The following is a 15983-nucleotide window of genomic DNA, read 5'->3' as shown; positions in this document are numbered from 1 at the left end:
CCGGTGCTGGGAAGCACCGGGGCCCGCCCCTTCCTGCGTGCTCGGCCCGCCCTTCTGTACGCGCGCTCGCCGCTCCCCCTGGGCGCGCGCATGCGAACGGCCCGTCGGTGGGGGCCGACGGGCCGTCCGGAACAGGGGTGGCTCAGACCTTCTCGCCGACGCCGCGTCGCTCGACGATCGAGTCGGCGATCTCGCCGCTGCGCACGGCGATGTTCGACAGCAGGGACGACGTCAGACCGTGCGTGTGCTCGGTGCCGCCCTGGAGGTAGATGCCACAGGACAGGTCGCCGGTGGTGATGACGCGGTAGTCGCGCTCCACCTGGTGGCGGCCCTCCTCGTCGCGCAGGCAGAAGCCGTCGAGGTCGCCGAGCAGGCGGGTGGCGTCCATGGTGGCGTAGCCGGTCGCGAAGACGAGCGCGTCGACGTCCATCTCCTGCTCGGTCTCGCCGTCCAGGAGCGAGTGCAGGACGACCCGCGTGTCGTTGCCGGAGCGCTTCACTTCCTTGACCCGGGTGAGGTTCAGGAAGTGCAGCCGCTGGGCGCCCGCGACCTCCTCCTCGTAGGAGCGGCGGAACAGCTCCCGGATCACGTCGTCGTCGACGACGGAGTAGTTGGTGTTCTTGTGGTACCGCCAGAACGCGTCCCGCGTCTTCTCGGTGCCGAAGTAGTAATGGTCGACGGCGGTGGGGTCGAAGACCTGGTTGGCGAAGGGCGTGTCGTCCGCGACGGAGTAGCCGTAGCTGGGCAGGATCGCCGAGACCTGGGCGTGCGGCAGCATGTCGTGCAGGTACTTGGTGATCTCGGCGGCGCTCTGGCCGGCGCCGACGACCGCGACGTTCTTCAGCTCCTCGGGCCTCATCTGGCCGTACTTCGCCAGGAACTCCGAGCTGTGCCACACCCGCTCGTCGCGCTCCATGCCGTCGGGCATGCGCGGCACGAGGCCGGTGGAGACGGTGATGTTACGGGCCTTCACCACCCGCGTGGTGCCGGCGACGGTGTCACGGACGACGACCTCGAGGATCTGCTCGTCCGCGGAGGACTCCGCCGCCAGGCGGATCTCGGTGACCTCGGAGTTGTACGAGACGCGGTCACGGAAGCTCGCCTCCGCCCACTCCAGGTACTGGTGGAACTCCTGGCGGGTCGGGAAGAAGTCCTGGTTGTTCACGAACTGGACCAGGCGGTCCGAGTCGTGCAGGTAGGACACGAAGCTGTAGCGCGACAGCGGATTGCGGAAGGTCGCGAGGTCCTTCAGGAACGAAATCTGCATCGTCGCCTGCGGAAGCAGCATGTTGCGGTGCCATCCGAACGCGGCCTGCCGCTCGAAGAACGCGGCTGTGATCGGCTGCTCCGAGGAATTCGACTCATGTTCCTCCAGGGCGATGGCGAGGGACAGGTTGGACGGGCCGAACCCGATCCCAACGATGTCGTATATCTCGTTTTCACGCGTACCCATAGATATTCTCCCGCTGATGTAGCTTCGACTGGGACTTCCGCAGCTGCGACGACGGCATTGCGGTTATCCAAGAGGACCTTGGTCGGAAATGCTGCGGTCGGAAATTCTGCCAACTCTCGTCTGACGTGCGGCTGATGGTCTCGAACATCTCGACCGGTGGTCCGGGAGACACGCATTAAGTATTGCGCTGGAGAACACCGCCACGCCAACTTAGAGGGGCCGGACGGACCTTTCAAGAGGCCCCGGCCGCGACGTCTGCCGGGCACCGCTGTCCTGCCGACAGGACAGCCATGGCGGCTCGTCCATGAATTTGGTTGTGCCTCTCAAAGCGCTGGTAGCGTCGGCGACTTGGCACCATACCGTGAGTGAGATTAGCGAAAGGGTGAACTCCGGATGTTCGTTCCCAGCCAGTACCGCCAGCCGGACAGTTCGTGGATGCTGGATCTGATCCGCGGCAATCCGTTGGCGCTCTTTGTGAGCAACGGCAGCCCCGAAGCGGGACCGTTTGCCACTCATCTGCCGGTCATTCAGGACCCGGAGTGGACCGGTGAATGGTCGGACGACCTCTCGGGCGGCCGACTGCTCGGACATATGAACCGGGCGAACCCGCATTGGAAGGCGCTCGAGTCGGGCAGCGTGAATCTCCTGACGTTCACCGGGCCGCACGGCTATGTGTCGCCGACGGTCTATCAGGTGACCCCGGCCGCGCCGACGTGGAACTTCACCTCGGTGCACGTCCACGGTGTCGTCGAGAAGATCGAGGGCATCGAGAACACCCTGGAGGTGGTGAAGTCCACCGTGCGCACCTACGAGGGTGCCTTTGGCGACGGCTGGGACATGTCGGAATCACTCGACTATTTCCGAAAGATCGTGCCCGCCGTCGGCGCGTTCCGCATCAAGGTGACGGGCGCCGAGGGCATGTTCAAGCTCAGCCAGGAGCAGCCGGACGAGGTCCAGGACCGCGTGCGGAACTCCTTCGGCGGCCGCGAGTGCACCCGCCACCAGGCGACGGCCCAGCTCATGAGCAAGCTGCCGTAGGTCCGCACCCGCCATAGCTTCCGCACGGCCGTTCCGCTGCCGCGGACCGTTCGACGGGCCCCACGCACCCTCTCACTCACGGGACTTGGGGGCCCGCCGTCCAGTCCGCGGCAGCGGCTCGGCGTATCCGCGCCGACACGTGCCGACGCGCAGGAGCCCGCACTCCCTCTCCGGAGTGCGAGCCCTGCGCGTCGTCTATGCGTCCGCCGAGGTCAACTGCCCTGATCTCGGCGGACGTTGGTCATGTCACGCCATGTCGCCCAGTACCTCAGGCGCTGATTCCGGCCTGCTCCCGCTGCTGTGCCGCCTCGTCCTCGACGAGCGCGCGCTCGGCGGCGTTGTCGAGCGTCGCGAGGACCCACTGCTCGAAGTCGATGCCGGACTGCTCCGCGGCCTTGTGCCACCACTGGAGCCTGCTGCCGGGAACGGCGAGCCGCCGCATCGTCTCGGGCGTCTGCGTTCCGTCGCGCGCCTCGTCCTCACGGGCGACGCGGATGGCGCTGCGCAGCTGCTTGGTCGTCCACTGCATCTGCTCGGCCCGGTCGAGCCACAGCTCCTGCTCGTCGATCGGCAGCGAGGCCAGCTCCGCGTGGTGCTGGAAGCTCAGCGCCGCGCGCCGTCGGCTGAAGTCGAAGCGCCGTGACACCCATGCGTAGTTGCGCAGGGTCTGGTACTGGAGCCCGGCGGCGCGAATGCCGCGCTGGTAGCGGTCGGTGTAGTGGTCCTTGCCGTATACCAGCCAGTCCCCGAGCCACCAGGAAGAGGAGTTGACAATTCCGGAGAGCTGGCGTCCGGCCCGCTCCCAGTCCTCGAAGGTGAGACCGGCCGGCATCTGCAGGCCCACCTTCGTCGTCAGCACCTGGCCACGGCGCTCGTCCACCGCTGCTCTCCGCTGCCGCGGCACCGCGGTCGCGTTGCGGCGGAAGAGCACGACCTTCGAGTCCTCGAGGTCGCTGACCTGGTTCGTCATCATGCCTCCATGTGAAAGAACATCGAACGAACGCGGACACACCGGTCCGCATCCGAACAGGAAAATGCCATGCGGGTATGGCAGCCGTGTCCTGACCCGGCACGGGTCGGAAGCCTTCGCGCATCGCGAGGCACAGGCTGGCCAATCAATCACAGCCGATCGGCCGGATGAGGGCTCTCACAAGCCACTCGCCGAGTCGGGTCGTCAGAGTTCCGTCAACTCATTGCTGGATCCGTCGGCGTGGCACGTGCGTGTACGCCGTCGGGCCGCCCTCACCGCTCGAGGGGGCCGCCGGCACAGAGCACAGGCAGGTCCGGCCGTTCGGCGCGTCCGTGAGGACTGCGCGGAAGGCATTCAGTCGGCATGCGTGTGGATTCGTACATCAACTACTCGCCCCGTTCAACTACTCGCCCCGTTCGCCTCGACCACGACCTCCGCGTCCTCGGGACGGCCGACGTGTCCCCCATCGGTACCGATGACCCGGTTTCGCAGTGGTCTCTTCCAAAGGCCTACCCGAGTAGAACCCGACACCTGTTGGAGATTCAAGGAAGAGGCAGTCGCTCGTCGCGACTTTTCGAAGTTCGAACAAGATAGCCCAGCATCGCTATGCCTGTCCTGGTGTGACGCAGCTCTCTCAGGACTCGGGCAGCGGGGGCTTTACCGATCAACTTCCGCCACTGGCGGCAGGAATTGAGCCAACTGTAGCGCGAAGCGAAACAGTTGCAGACGAGAAGGGGACGTTCAGAAGGCGGGGGTCCTTCGTTGAGTTAGCGAGCCGGATTCGGGGCAAACGGTGATGGTCCGTCACCATTGGCGCCTATAAGCCGAATCCCAGGGCCGCTAACGAACCCTAGCATTTTCCATACGCGCCCTTAACACGAGTATCAGCCACGCTCTCGCCGATGTGGCCGAAGAGCACCCCCTCCGGCAAGTCTCCTTCCGCTTATCCGGAGTTCGGCCCTTCGGGACGAGGCGGAGGTGCGCGCGGAGAGTCGCGGCGCGAGCGGAGGAGAGGACGAGGTGCGACGGACACCCCGGAGACGCCCCCGACATCGGGTCGCGACGCCCCCCGGAATCGCGCGCTCCAGGAATCCGGCCCCCGGAACCTGGAATTCCTGATCCCCTTCGTGGAATCGGCCCGCCAGTCGGCGCCGAACCGGAGCCCGAACCGGAGAGGTTGAGTCCGCTCCCGGCACCCTCGCGGATGTGGTGCGCAAACCCGATTTGCTGCCGTGGTTGCCACATCAGTCACGCCCGCAGCAAGATGGTGCGACGCGCTCTCGGATCCTAGACTCGACGCCCGGCAGCTGCCGCTCAGGGACGTCCGGGAGGGATCGCAGCATGGTTGTGCCCTGCGCATTGCCAACATCGACTCCGGCCAGCGAGGTGCCCGAAACCCCTCTCGCGTCTCCTTTCGGCGACTTCACCGACCAGGTCTTCCAGAATCTGCGCCGTGCCGATCAGCGCAGGTGGGCGGGGGCCTATTTGGCGGGGCTGCTGATCACTCCCGGGAAGAAATCCGTACGCCGACTCGCCGGAGCCGTCTCGGCGTCCCCCACCGCGGTGCAGTCCCTGCGCCAGTTCGTGAGCCTGAGCCCCTGGGACTGGGACCCCGTCATGGAGGAACTCACCCGCTGGGCCGAGAACCACGGCCCCGTCTCCACCTGGGCGATCGGCCGCGCGGTCCTGCCCAAGCGCGGCGACCGCTCCGTGGGCGTGCACCGCTACTTCGACCCGGTCTCCGGCCGCACCCTCAACTGCCAGCTGGGGCTCGGCGCCTTCCTGGGCATCGACGCCCTGCACGTCCCGGTCGACTGGCGGCTGCTGCTCCCGGCGCCCTGGACCGAGGACGCCCAGCTGCGCCGGCGCGCGCGCATACCCGAGGACGTCAGCCACCGCCCGCTGTGGGCCCAGGCCCTCGACCTGGTCGACACCCTGGAGGCCCGCACCGCGCCGACCTCCGCGCCGGTCGTCGCCGACATGAGCGACGACCCCGACGTGGCCCTCTTCCTGCGCGGACTCAGCCAGCGCGCCCGGGACTTCGTGGTCGCCGTGCCCCAGCACCTGAAGGTGCTGCCCGTCGGCGACCGGACGCCCGGCGCCCCGGAGCCGGTGAGCGCGCGGGGCCACGTCTCCTCGGGGAACACCGACTCCGTCCTCGTCACCGCGCCGGACGGCCGCCAGCAGCACACCCGCGTCCGGTCCGTGCTCGTGCGACTGCCCGGGGACAGGCCGGGAGCGACGCCTGAATATCCCTATCGACTATTCACGGAAGTGCTACCGGAAAGCCGTCCGGGATCCATGTGGCTCACCAGCCTGACGCATCAGCGACTCGACAACGTTGCCTCACTGGCCACCCATCGGGCCCGGACCACCACGGCGGTCACGGGCATGGAACGCCACTTCGGCCTGCTCGACTTCGAGGGCCGCTCCTTTCCCGGCTGGTATCACCACATGACGCTGGTTTCCGCGGCCTACACGTATCAGCGACTCACGCACCGGCCCGTTCCGCGACATCTCCCGTGCTGCCCCGCGCCACTCCCCCGACAGAGTCAACAACGGCTGCACTTGGTCTGACGACCACGTTGGACTGACTGAAATTCAGGGCGCGTCCGGCATATTCATGGCCGCTACAGCGAAACTGATTCCCTTACTCCGTAAGCGAATTGGCGCAATTGACTGCAAGTCAGGCCCGGCATACCGCTTTCCACCGGACGCGACTCGCCTAGAATTGCGGCGCGGTACGAGGACGGGACGTCCATCCGGTCGCACCGGGTCGACGCGCCCTCGCACCGGAGTGTCCGGCGTGCTCGCCGGAAGGGTGCGGCCCTGGAGACCGCCGGGGGAGGTCGGTCTCCAGGGCCGCGGGATCGGTACCGGCGTGCGGCAGCACGCCGGACCGAAGTCTGTGGCCGCGGTGCGGCTAGTTCACCCAGCCCGTGTTGCGGCTAGTTCACCCAGCCCGTGTAGCGCTGGGAGCTTCCCGGTGCGCCGCGCGGCACGCGCCGCTCCGCGCGGCGGCCGCGCTCGTCGAACTCCAGCATCGCGGAGACCGCTCGAACAAGCCACGCGTTGACGGACAGCCGCTCGCGACCGGCGGCCTCCTCGATCCGGGTCTTGAGGTGCTCGGGGGGTCGGAAGTTGATGCGGGATGTCGCACCTTCCTCCCCGTTCACCGTCACTGGCACCAGTGACACCAGCGTTGGCGCCACCCCGTGATGCGGATGGTCGAAGTCGTGGTCGACCTCGTCGTCGAACGGCTGCTCCGACGGGGGCGGCGTCACGACGAACGTCGGGTCGAGCCCCCGCAGGCGGATCTCGACCGAACCGGGGGCCAGGTCGCGGGTGATCTCGTCCGCGGCGGCCGACAGCGCGTCAAGAAGCGTCAGACGGACAGCGGAAGCCAGCGGCGTGACGAGGCGTTCGGCGAGTTCTCGCGTCTCCTCGTCGCCCGCCTCCACTGCGACCGAAAGCTCCTGGCGCAGGTTGTCGACGTACCGCGTGAGTTCCATGGCGCCATCGTCGCACCACTATGGCGCCACGCGCAAGCTTTCGAGGCATCACTCTCGCGACTTTTGGCACCGCATGCTGCCGCCGGGGCCGAGCGGCTGTTTCCGGTCAGGCCCCGCCGCCCCGCCCTGCCGTGCCGCAGCGCCAACCCGTGGCGGGAATGAGGCGTGTGACTTACGCTCGCCGCCCCAGGCGCACCACACTGGACCTCCAGGCCCAAGAGCCAGTACGTGACGAGGAGTTGGTGAGATGTCCACGCAGTCCCCCGCGGCATCCGACCGGGCGACCAGGGACGTGATCGACGCCTATCTGGCCCGGCTCGCGGAGCGGGACCTGGACGGCGCGGTGCGGCTGTTCTCCGAGTCGGCGGAGTGGGTCGCGCCGGGCTCGCCGGACGTGCCGTGGTCGGGGAACCGGACCGGGCGGGCGGGGGTCACGGAGTTCTTCAGCACCCTGCACGACTATCTGCAGCCCGAGGAGTTCACCGTCACGCACATCGTCGTCGACGGTGAGCAGGGCGTGATCCTCGGCCATCTGCGCGACACCGTCAAAGCCACCGGCGCCCCGCTGACCACGCCCTTCGCCGCCCATCTCACGGTGGTCGGCGGCGAGGTCACGCGCTACCACCTGTTCGAGGACACCTACGCACTGCACCGCGCCGCGACCGGCGGCTGACCGACCCGCGAGAGAGGCACGCCAGATGACCCCCCGTGACCGCATGCCGTCCCATCCGGTGGTGAGCGCCTTCGTGGACGCGGTCAACGCCCAGGACCCCGCTGCTCTGTGGACCGTGCTCGCCAAGGACGCCACCGTGATCGACGTGGGAACCGAACGCGACCTCGACGCGTGGGTGGAACGTGAGCTCTTCTCGTCCCACGCCCGGATGGAGGTGGTGCGGGAGTCGCCCGACGGCCTGTCGGTCACGGCCCGCTTCCACAACGACATCTGGGGCGACATCGACACCGCGTGGGAGTTCTCGGTGTCCGAAGGCGTCATCCGGCGGTTCGTCGCCGGGCCCGCCTGAGCACCCGACCCCGCGGCGAACCGCGCGTGCCGTCCCACGGATCGCGACGCTGCCGAACCGCGGAACCATGACCGGCCCGTCGAACGGGCAGCAGAGCAGAGGGAAGTCGACTGAGCGCAGGGAAGCCGAGGGAATAGGGGCAATGGCGTGAGCCGCACCCCCGGGCCCGAGGTGGAGCAGGCACCGAAGGAGTCGGTGCGGATCCGCCTGCTTGGCCCGGTGAGCGTGGAGGTCCGGGGCCGTCACGTCGGTCTCGGGCCGCAGCAGCGCGCACTCCTCGCGGCCCTCGCCCTCGCCCGCGGCCACCCCGTCAGCACCTCCCGGCTCGCCGAACTCCTGTGGGAGGGCGAGCCGCCTGACGGCGCGGTGAGCGCCCTGCGCACCCACGTCCTGCATCTGCGCCGCATCCTGGAGCCGGGCCGGCGGGCCACCTCCGGGTTCGAGGTCCTGGTCAGCGCGGGCGCCCGCAGCAACACCAGCTACACCCTCCAGGTTTCCGACGAGCAGGTCGACGCGCTGCGCTTCGTCCACCTCACCGACCGGGCCCGCAAGGCCGCCGCCGACGGCGACGCCGACGCCGTGGTCACGCTGCTCGACGAGGCCCTGGCCCTGTGGACCGGCCCGGCCCTGGAGGGCGTCAGCGACCGCAGCTTCGCGCTCGCCGAGGCCGAACGCCTCCAGGAGCTGCGGCTCGTGGCCCGCGAGGACCGCCTCGACGCGCTGATCGAACTGGGCCACTACGAGGCGTCGGTCGCCGAACTCACCACGCTCGTCAGCGAGTTCCCGCTGCGCGAGCGGCTGCGCTGCCAGCTGATGCTGGCGCTGCACCGCTCCGGCCGGCAGGCGGAGGCACTCGCCTCGTACCGCGACTTCTACCACCTCCTCGACGCGGAAGTGGGCATCGAGCCCGGCCGCCCGCTGAAGGAACTCCACCAGCGCGTCCTCGCCGGGGACCCCGCCCTCGCCCCCGGCGCCGACCCCGTCGCCCCGGCCGTGCCCCCGGCCCGTCCCGTGCCGCGTCAACTCCCTCCCGACGTCGCCAGTTTCACGGGCCGCTCGGACTATCTGCGCCAGCTCGACGCGCTCCTCGCCCAGCACGAGGCGGGCCCGGGGCAGACGCTGGTGATCTCCTCCGTGTCCGGCATGGCGGGCGTCGGCAAGACCACCCTCGCGCTGCACTGGATGCACCGGGTGGCCGACCGCTTCCCCGACGGACAGCTGTACGCGAACCTGCGCGGCCACGCCCCGGAGGGGCCGACCACGGCCGACGAGGCGCTGGGGCAGCTCCTGCGGGCGCTGGGGGTCGGCATCGGGCATCTGCCGGAGAGCACCGACGAGAAGGCGGCGCTGTACCGCTCCCTGCTCGCGGGCCGGCGCATGCTGATCCTGCTCGACGACGCGGCCGGGCTCGCGCAGGTGCGCCCGCTCCTTCCCGGCTCGCCGACCTGCTTCGTCGTCGTCACCAGCCGCAACGACCTGCGGGGCCTGACCGCGTTCCACGACGCCCACCGGGTGAGCCTGAGCGTCTTCGGCGAGGAGGAGGCCCTCGCCCTGCTCGCCCGTGTCATCGGCGCGGACCGAGTGCGGCACGAGCCGGAGGCGGCCGCCGAGGCCGTCCGGCTGTGCGGGCTCCTGCCGCTGGCGGTGCGGATCGTCGCGGCCCATCTCATCGGCGACCGGCATCCGCCGATCGAGGAGGTCGTGCGGCGGCTGCGCGGCGGCGACCGGCTGCGGGAACTGACCCTGGACCAGGAGGAGCACACCGGCGTACGGAGTGTCCTCGCCCTGTCCTACCGGTCGCTGCCCGCCGCGGAGCAGGAGCTCCTGCGGCTGCTCGCCCTCGCCCCGGGACCCGGCATCTCCGCCCCGGCCGCCGCCGCCCTGGCCGGGACCGACCTGCCCGCCACCGCCCGGCTCCTGGACCAGCTGGTCGCCCGCAGCCTGCTCGAGAGCCACCAGCCGGGCCACTTCCACCTGCACGCCCTCGTCGGCCTGTTCGCCAAGGAGCAGGCCGGGGAGCAGGACAGCCCCGCCGCCCGCGAGCAAGCCGTCGGCCGCCTGCTCACCTGGTACCTGGCCACCGCCGAGCAGGCCGCGCACCTGCTGTACGGCACCTTCTACTCCTGGTACGCGGCCGACCCGCCGGAGCCCGACGGCTCCCCCACGGCGCCGCTGGTCTTCGCCGGCGCCACCGATGCCCTTGCGTGGCTCGACGACGAGCGGGCCGCGCTGCTCGCCTGCACCCGGCACGCCGTCCGGTACGGGCCGCGCTCCTTCGCCTGGAAGTCGGCGCTCGCCCTGCACGGGCACCTCATGGAGCACGGGCGCCGCGCGGACTGGCTGCGGGCCGCGCACGCCGGGCTGCGGGCCGCCGAAGCCGCGCACGACGACCACGCGCGGGCGGTGATGCACTGGAGCATGTGCTACGTGCTGTGGGAACTGGCCCGGCACGACGAGGCCCTGTGGCACAGCAACCACGCCGAGACCCTGTTCGCGCGGACCGGACAGCCCGTGGAGACCGCGGGGGCGGTGCTCGGGCTCGCCGCGTCGCACCGCGAACGCGGCGCCCTCGACCAGGCCGCCCGCGACGCCGAGCGGGCCCTGGCCCTCTACGCCGCCGGCGGGCAGCCCGCCGGTGAGGCGTGGGCGCTGTGCCTCCTCGGCTTCGTCCGCCTCGACCAGGGCCGGCTCACCGTCGCCCACCGGCACTTCAGCGCGGGCCGGGCACGCGCCGAGGCGTCCCGGGACGAACACACGGTGATGCTGGCGCTGTGGGGGCTCGGCGCCGTCGAGCACGCGCTCGGCGCGACGGAGGAGGCGCAGCGCCTGCTCACCCGGGCGCTCGCCGCGGACGGCAGACTGCTGTTCACGTACGCGGCGGAGGGCGCGCTCAACGCCCTCGCGGTGGCGTGCAGGGACGCCGGGGATCCGCGGCTCGCACTCAAGTACGCCGTCGACGCGCTCGGCGTCACGCACCGCACGCACCGGCGCCTGGTGGAGCCGGAGGCCCTCACCACGATCGGCACGGTGCTGCTGCGCCTCGACGACGCGCCCGGCGCCCTGGACCACCACGGCCGCGCCCTGGAGGCGGCGCGCGCGGCGGGCTGCCGCAGGGCCGAGGCCGGTGCCCTGGTGGGGCTCGCGGCCGTGCACCGGCACCTGGGCGAGTACGCCGAGGCGCTCGCGTGCACCCGGCGGGCGCTCGCCGCGACGCGGCAGGCCGGGCTGCGGCTCGCCGAGGCCGAGGCGCGGGCCGAGCTGGCGCTGGTGCATGTGGCGCTCGGTCAGCACGCCCGGGCGGCGCGGGCCGTCGACCGGTCCCTGCACCTGTACCGGGCCGCGGGTCACCGGCCGGGCCTCGCCCGCGCCCTGGAGGTGGAGGCCGTCGTGCGGCGCGCGGACCCGGGCACGGGAGCCTGACTCCGAACCCCCGTCGTGGGACACGCCCTCAGCCCAGCGCCCGCACCCCCGCCGTGACCGCGGCGGCCACCAGGACCACCAGCGGTACGGGGGCCTTGAGCCGCCAGGCCACCAGGGCCCCGGCGAAGCCGGCGATCCGGGCGTCGAAGGTCAGGCCGTGCGTGCCCGCCGAGCCCACGAGCTGGGTGACGACGAGGACGGCGAGGAGCGCGGGCGTCAGGTACTCGACGAACCTCGGGAACCAGGCGGGCAGTTCGCGGTCGCCCATCACCAGGGAGCCCGCGCCCTTGATGAGGAAGGTGGTCACCACCAGGGCGCCGACGACGATCCACGGGTCGCTGCTCATCGGGACCTCCAGGTCCACACGACGGCGATGACGCAGGCCACGGCGATGGCGGTGTCGGGCACGGCGACGGCGGTGAGGACCGCGGCGCAGAGGGCGGCGGTGGCGGCCGCCGTCCGTTTGGGCGCGGCGGTGAGGTGCGGCGCGAGCAGGAGGAAGAACAGGACGGGTGACACGGCGTCCAGGCCGTAGGTGAGGATGTCCACGGCCTTGAACGGGCCGATCGCGCCCAGCAGGGTGCCGAGGACCCAGCCGAGCCAGAGGACCACCCCGGAGGACAGCAGGCGCACCCGGTCGAAGCGGCCGTCCGCGTCGCTGGCGATGGCCCAGGACTCCTCGATGACGAGCTGGGACTCGACGGCGCGGCGGGCCCGGCCGCCGCGCAGGGCGGGCAGGATGGCGAAGCCCATCACCAGGTAGCGCAGGTTCAGCAGGGTCCCGGCGACGGCCGCCGCGGCCCAGCCGCCGCCGTTGACGATCACCGAGACGGCGGCGAACTGCGACGAGCCGACGAACACCAGGCCGGACATGGAGGTCGCGGCGAGCGCGCCGAAGCCCGCGCCCTTGGCGAGGACGCCGAAGGAGATCCCGAACGCGAAGATCGCGACGGTGAACGGCACGGCGGCCCTGGCCCCCGTGGCCCAGGCCCCGCGCCGTCCGCCCGCCGGAACCGGCAGGGCGGGCCCGGCCCCGCGATCCGTCATCCGCGCTCGCTCACCACGGGGGCGGCCCTGCCGGGCACCGGGCACGCCTCCTCGCCCCGCACGATCCGTCCGTACGCCGCCGCGAGCGCGGCCCCGACGGCGCCGAGGGGGAACCGCAGGGTGTCGACGGCGGTGACGGGCTGGATCTCGTACGCCGTGCCGGTGAGGAACACCTCGCTGGCGCGGGCCAGTTCGGGGGGGTCCAGGTGGCGTTCGACGACGGAGAGGCTCCGGTCGCGGGCGATGTCGATGACGGTACGGCGGGTGATGCCGTCGAGGACGCACTCCGGGGGCGGGGTGTGCAGCTCCCCCGCGATGACCAGGAACAGATTGGCGCCGGTGGCCTCGGCGAGGCGGCCGCGGTGGTCAAGGAGCAGCGCGTCGTCGTGGCCCGCCGCCTCGGCCTCCTGTCCGGCGAGGGCGCCGAGGGCGTAGAGGGCGGCGGTCTTGGCGCTGACGGGGGCGGTGTCGGGGGCGGGGCGGCGCCAGCGCGAGGTGCGCAGGCGGATGCCGCGGGGGCCTTCGGTGAAGATCCGCGGCCAGGGCCAGGCGGCGATGGCGACGTGCACGCGGTTGTCCGGCGCGACCAGGCGCAGGCTGTCGCTGCCGCGCCAGGCGACGGGGCGCACATAGCCGTCGGTGAGGCCCGCGACGGCGACGGCCTCGGCCGTGGCGGCGGCGAGTTCCGGGACGGACCAGGGCAGTTCGAAGCCCATCGTGCGGGCCGACGCGGCGAGCCGGGCGGTGTGTTCGTGGAGCTTGAAGACACGGCCGCCGTAGACCCGTTCGCCCTCGAAGACGCTGCCGCCGTAGTGCAGTCCGTGGCTGAGGACGTGCAGCCGGGCCTCGCGCCAGGGCACGAACGCGCCGTCGCACCAGATGACGCCGTCCCGGTCGTCGAGGGGCGGCGCGGCGGGCGTGGCCGGGGTCATGTGGCGAAGCCCCGCTCGGCGTAGGGGAAGCCTTCGAGTTCGTTGACGGGGACGGTGTCGTCGCGGCGGGACGCGTAGTAGATGCGGACCTCGTCGATGAGTCCGGCGGCGTCGAAGCGGTAGACCTCCGCGCCGCGCAGCACCTTGCCCAGGCGGGGCTTGAAGGCGGTCCACTCGCAGACGGCGGTGCGGGTGTGCTCGTCGGCGTACACGGCGTCGACGGCCCAGTGGGAGTCGTTGGCCCGCACGTCGGCGCCCCAGCGCTCCACGATGGGGTCGATGCCGGGGACGGGTCCTGACATGCCGTGGGCGAGGTAGTGCACGACCCGTTCGGACACGCACCGGGCGAACAGGTCGCGGTCGACCTTGTTGCACGCCTCGAAGTACTGCCGCACGGCGGCTTCCATCGTGGCCCGGTCCAGCGTGGCCCGCTCACCGCTTCCCATGGCTGCTCGCCCTCTCGTCAGTGGTCATCCGAGTTCATCCGGCTGCGCCCCGCCGCGTCCCGCTCACAGCTCCGCCGGTGCGAACCGTAGCGGCGGCAGGGACATGAGGTGCTCCCGTGCCCGCAGCAGCGTCCGCTGGTCGCCGGTGAAGGCGTAGCGGTCGCCGTCCGCGCCTTCGGGCAGCAGGGTGCGGACGAGGTCCTTGGCCGCCGCGCGGTACTCCGCCGGTGTGCCGACGGACGCTTCCATGCCCTCGACCGCGTCGACCAGCTCCCGCAGCCCGGTGAGGGCCCGGTCGAGGTCCAGGCGCAGCCGGTCGCCGCGGTCGGCGGTGAGCGCGCGGCGGGCGCGCAGCCAGGAGTAGAGGAACACGCCGGTGCCCGCGTCGAAGTTGCGGACGGCGTGGGCGTCGAGCGGGTACCGGAACACGCGCTCGAGCAGGACCATGGCGATCTGCTCGTCGGTGTAGGGGACGACGGGGTCCGTGTGGCAGGCAAGGACGGTCTTCGCGTCGACCTTCAGCTCTTCGAGGAGGCCGATGAACCAGTTCATCTTGAGTTTCACGTGCCGGTCGAGCGGCCACCGGCCCTGGTGGTGGAAGTAGTCGTGGAGATATCCCCACACGCCGCGTGCCTGGTAACACACTTCGGGGTCGAGTCCGGCCGAGTCCTGGGGCACGGATTCGGCGGTGAGCACGGACTGTGCGGAGGGCAGGGCGAACGTCTCGTGTATCCGGCGGAATTTGTTGAAGAAGAAGATCGCGTAATTCTGTTCGGTGACTCTGTCGTGGGCCGCGACATTCTCGGGGAAGAAGACGATGCAGTTGCCCTGGGCGAACCCCGCGCTGCCCGCGAGCAGAACGGTGGCCTGGCAGTTGTTCTTGGGGTGCGGATAGTGGACCGCGAGTTCGGCCAGCGCGTCCGGTTCCTTGCGGCGGACGAGGAAGAACTCCAGGCGCCGGCCCACCGGCGGCGCGCTGTTGGTGGTCTGCACGGGGGCGAGGAACGCCGCCCAGTCGCCGTCCGCGGGGGCGGTGAGGGCGTCGCGGCTGCGGGCGAAGTGCGGCGGCTCGTCGAGGCCGGCGGCCAGCCAGTCGTCGATGTCGGCGGCGAGCGCGTCGGCCTGGGCCGCGCGGCCGTGCTCGGCGAACCAGGCGGCGGCCTCGGTCTTGATGGCGAGCAGGCGGCGGCGGTCGTCGGAGTCCGGGGCGGGGACGGTGCCGTCGTCGCGCTGGCGGGTGCGGAAGTCGTCGATCCGGGGCAGCAGTCCGTGGCCGAGGCGGGTGGCCTCGTCGAGCAGGTCGTCCCGGAGGCGGTACGCGGCGGGGGCGGCGCTCATCGGCCGGATTCCCGTCCTTGGTGGACCGGTTCCCGCAGGTGGCGTGCGGGGTCCCGGACGTGGTGGACGGTGAAGACCATGGGCACCTCGCCGAAGCTGCGGACGACCCGCAGCCCGTGGGCCCGCGCGGCGACGACGGTGGTGACGCAGGCGTCGGCGCGGCCGGCGGCGCAGTCGATGGCGGCCTGGGCGTTGCTGGTCACCAGGCGCCGTGCGGCGCGGTCCGGCACGAGCCCGGCCGGGGCGGGGTGGGTGGCCACGGTGCGGGGCTCGGCGCGCGCTCCGGGCGGGGCGGCGAGCACCATCTCGTGGGTGGGCCACAGGAAGCAGTCGACCATGCGGCAGACGTGCAGGTTGCCGAAGACGAGGGTGTGCAGGTCGGGGTAGACGGCGCAGGCGAGCAGCGCGTGTTCGCCGGTCCTCGGCACGCTCGCCATGGCCTCTTCGAGGCAGGTGTGCAGGACGACCTGTCCGTCGTCGGCGCGGCCGCGCCGCCGGAGCCACAGGTGGGCGGCGGTCTCCAGGTTGGTGCCGGTGGGTCCGAGGGTGTGCAGGTACCGGATCTCGCCGATCGCCGACGACGGCACCCACGGCTCCGGGGACGTCGGGGGTTCCGCCATCGGTCGAGGTTCCGGATCGGGCTCCGTCCACAGCGGGGAAGCGACGCTCAATTGTTCCCCCGTCATCTTTTCCACTCCCTCTTGAATTTCTCCCGAAATTTTCCGGTCGTGCTGGGGCGGCACTTCTCGGGTCAGGCGGGGACAACGCCCGGAACGGGTGCCACCGGTTCAGGTTCGCGTCGGCG

14 protein-coding genes are annotated in these 15983 nt (G+C 71.2%); 5 read left to right on the top strand and 9 right to left on the bottom strand.

The annotated features are described in order from the left end of the window. Positions 1–142: 142 nt before the first annotated feature. Positions 143–1453: a lysine N(6)-hydroxylase/L-ornithine N(5)-oxygenase family protein gene (locus ACFVHO_RS38230; RefSeq protein ID WP_385725129.1), complete on the bottom strand. Its 1311-nt coding sequence runs from the start codon at positions 1451–1453 to the stop codon at positions 143–145. 393 nt (positions 1454–1846) lie between these two features. Here ACFVHO_RS38230 and ACFVHO_RS38225 point away from each other — a divergent pair, with 393 nt between their 5' ends. Beyond that, on the top strand, positions 1847–2491 hold the full coding sequence (locus ACFVHO_RS38225; protein WP_385725128.1) for an FMN-binding negative transcriptional regulator: 645 nt from the start codon (positions 1847–1849) through the stop codon (positions 2489–2491). Between the two features lie 268 nt (positions 2492–2759). On the opposite strand, the gene ACFVHO_RS38220 is transcribed toward ACFVHO_RS38225, so the two are convergent. Continuing rightward, positions 2760–3461: an LmbU family transcriptional regulator gene (locus tag ACFVHO_RS38220; protein WP_385725127.1), complete on the bottom strand. Its 702-nt coding sequence runs from the start codon at positions 3459–3461 to the stop codon at positions 2760–2762. A 1386-nt stretch (positions 3462–4847) separates the two neighbouring features. On the opposite strand from ACFVHO_RS38220, the gene ACFVHO_RS38215 reads away from it, so the two are divergent. Next, positions 4848–6038: an IS701 family transposase gene (locus ACFVHO_RS38215; protein WP_385725126.1), complete on the top strand. Its 1191-nt coding sequence runs from the start codon at positions 4848–4850 to the stop codon at positions 6036–6038. Between the two features lie 371 nt (positions 6039–6409). On the opposite strand, the gene ACFVHO_RS38210 is transcribed toward ACFVHO_RS38215, so the two are convergent. After that, a complete protein-coding gene (locus ACFVHO_RS38210) occupies positions 6410–6973 on the bottom strand; it encodes a hypothetical protein (protein WP_385725125.1) in 564 nt (187 codons plus the stop codon). Positions 6974–7220: 247 nt separating this feature from the next. On the opposite strand from ACFVHO_RS38210, the gene ACFVHO_RS38205 reads away from it, so the two are divergent. The 3 genes from ACFVHO_RS38205 (at position 7221) to ACFVHO_RS38195 (ending at position 11415) form a co-directional block, all read left to right on the top strand. Next, a complete protein-coding gene (locus ACFVHO_RS38205) occupies positions 7221–7646 on the top strand; it encodes a nuclear transport factor 2 family protein (RefSeq protein WP_385725124.1) in 426 nt (141 codons plus the stop codon). Positions 7647–7671: 25 nt separating this feature from the next. Beyond that, positions 7672–7995 carry a nuclear transport factor 2 family protein gene (locus ACFVHO_RS38200; protein WP_385725123.1) on the top strand — a complete coding sequence of 108 codons (324 nt, stop codon included), beginning with the start codon at positions 7672–7674 and terminating at the stop codon, positions 7993–7995. 147 nt (positions 7996–8142) lie between these two features. Next, positions 8143–11415 (top strand): BTAD domain-containing putative transcriptional regulator, encoded by a 3273-nt coding sequence (locus ACFVHO_RS38195; protein ID WP_385725122.1) that lies wholly within the window; start codon positions 8143–8145, stop codon positions 11413–11415. A 28-nt stretch (positions 11416–11443) separates the two neighbouring features. On the opposite strand, the gene ACFVHO_RS38190 is transcribed toward ACFVHO_RS38195, so the two are convergent. The 6 genes from ACFVHO_RS38190 to ACFVHO_RS38165 all read right to left on the bottom strand — a co-directional run bounded on the left by ACFVHO_RS38190 (position 11444) and on the right by ACFVHO_RS38165 (position 15798). Continuing rightward, positions 11444–11761, bottom strand: a complete 318-nt coding sequence (locus ACFVHO_RS38190; protein WP_385725121.1) for an AzlD domain-containing protein — start codon at positions 11759–11761, stop codon at positions 11444–11446. Continuing rightward, positions 11758–12462 (bottom strand): AzlC family ABC transporter permease, encoded by a 705-nt coding sequence (locus ACFVHO_RS38185; protein ID WP_385725120.1) that lies wholly within the window; start codon positions 12460–12462, stop codon positions 11758–11760. Before ACFVHO_RS38185 ends, ACFVHO_RS38190 begins: the two co-directional genes overlap by 4 nt. Beyond that, positions 12459–13394: a branched-chain amino acid transaminase gene (locus tag ACFVHO_RS38180; RefSeq protein WP_385725119.1), complete on the bottom strand. Its 936-nt coding sequence runs from the start codon at positions 13392–13394 to the stop codon at positions 12459–12461. Before ACFVHO_RS38180 ends, ACFVHO_RS38185 begins: the two co-directional genes overlap by 4 nt. Continuing rightward, on the bottom strand, positions 13391–13840 hold the full coding sequence (locus tag ACFVHO_RS38175; RefSeq protein WP_385725118.1) for a nuclear transport factor 2 family protein: 450 nt from the start codon (positions 13838–13840) through the stop codon (positions 13391–13393). Before ACFVHO_RS38175 ends, ACFVHO_RS38180 begins: the two co-directional genes overlap by 4 nt. A 63-nt stretch (positions 13841–13903) precedes the next feature. Beyond that, the gene (locus ACFVHO_RS38170) at positions 13904–15178 is read right to left on the bottom strand and encodes a DUF6421 family protein (protein ID WP_385725117.1); all 1275 of its coding nucleotides are present in this window, start codon (positions 15176–15178) and stop codon (positions 13904–13906) included. Then, entirely contained in the window at positions 15175–15798 is a 624-nt protein-coding gene (locus ACFVHO_RS38165) for a bacilysin biosynthesis protein BacA (protein ID WP_385725116.1), read from the bottom strand. The genes ACFVHO_RS38170 and ACFVHO_RS38165 overlap by 4 nt, the downstream gene beginning before the upstream one ends. Positions 15799–15983 lie beyond the last annotated feature (185 nt).

It is taken from the genome of Streptomyces sp. NPDC127108, from assembly GCF_042677545.1.
Classification (GTDB): Bacteria; Actinomycetota; Actinomycetes; order Streptomycetales; family Streptomycetaceae; genus Streptomyces.
This window is presented reverse-complemented; position numbering and strand designations above follow the sequence as displayed.